The 1,125-nt window shown below is 67.9% G+C and carries 1 protein-coding gene and 1 pseudogene; one reads left to right on the forward strand and one right to left on the reverse strand.

Annotation, left to right across the window (positions count from 1 at the left end):
• Positions 1-279: pseudogene (locus FGD71_RS34995) on the forward strand (short-chain dehydrogenase/reductase); the annotation flags it as partial.
• A gap of 96 nt (positions 280-375) precedes the next feature.
• On the opposite strand, the gene FGD71_RS49315 reads toward FGD71_RS34995, so the two are convergent.
• Positions 376-1,125 (reverse strand): IS5 family transposase gene (locus tag FGD71_RS49315; RefSeq protein ID WP_119104595.1). Its coding sequence is split into 2 segments (ribosomal slippage), with 751 coding nucleotides annotated over them: positions 376-848 and positions 848-1,125; the frame shifts between segments, so codons are not numbered across the junction. This gene is flagged as partial in the annotation.

Genomic DNA, 1,125 nt, shown 5'->3' on the forward strand with positions numbered 1-1,125 from the left:
GCCTCGGCCCTGCGCTACACCACCGAATCGACCCCCTACCGCGACAACGCCGTCGGCCAGACGCGGCGCTACCTGGAGACCGCCGACGAGAGCGTCTTCACCGGCGACCCGGCCAAGCTCGCCGCCGCCATCTACGACACCACCCGCCACCCGAACCCGCCCCTGCGCCTGGCTCTCGGTTCCGACACCTACAACGCCATCCACACCGCACTCACCGAACGTCTCACCGCACTCGAAACGCAGAAGGAACTTGCTGCATCCGTCGCCCTCACCCACTGATCCGCCCACCGACACGAGACGTCAGAACACCCCGGCCGCAACCACCGAGCCACGCATCTCCACAACCGCGACATCCGGAAGGTCCAGCACGTCGTCTCACCCAGCACTCCTACGCAATCCCATCAGGCGCCGCCAGCAGATCAGTGCGCATCCGAGGATGAGGAATACTTCGTGGATGTCGTCGCGGTTCTCCCAGCGGATCCGCAGGCGGCGGAACCAGTGCAGCAGCGCGAAGCTCTGCTCGACGACCCACCGGTGGACGCCCAGTCCTGAGCCATGTTCGGTGCCGCGACGGGCGATGACGGGGGTGATCCCGACCGCCCGGACCTGCTTGCGGTACTTGTCGTGGTCGTAGCCGCGGTCGGCGTAGAGCCTGTCGGGGCGTCGGCGGGGCCGTCCGCGTCGGCCGCGCACCGGCGGGACGGCCTCGATCAAGAGCATGAGCTGGGTGACGTCGTTGCGGTTTCCGCCGGTCAGCGATGCGGCCAGCGGGATACCGTGCGCTTCGGTGATCAGATGGTGCTTGGAGCCTGTTCGGGCACGGTCGACCGGGCTCGGTCCGGTTTTGGGCCACCCTTCATGGCCCGCACGTGAGAGCCGTCGATCACCGCCCTCGACCAGTCCAACGCGCCGGCGGCGTGCAGCTCGACCAGCAGCGATTCATGCAGACCCTGCCAGACACCCGCGTCGTTCCAGTCACGCAGGCGCCGCCAGCAGGTCATGCCCGAGCCGAAGCCCAGTTCCTGCGGCAGGAACTCCCAAGGAATGCCGGTGTACAGCACGAACAGGATGCCCGACAGCACCTTGCGGTCGTCCAGACGCTTGCGCCCCGGGTGATCCGCACGG

It is taken from the genome of Streptomyces sporangiiformans (genome assembly GCF_005768555.2).
GTDB classification, from domain to species: Bacteria; Actinomycetota; Actinomycetes; order Streptomycetales; family Streptomycetaceae; genus Streptomyces; species Streptomyces sporangiiformans.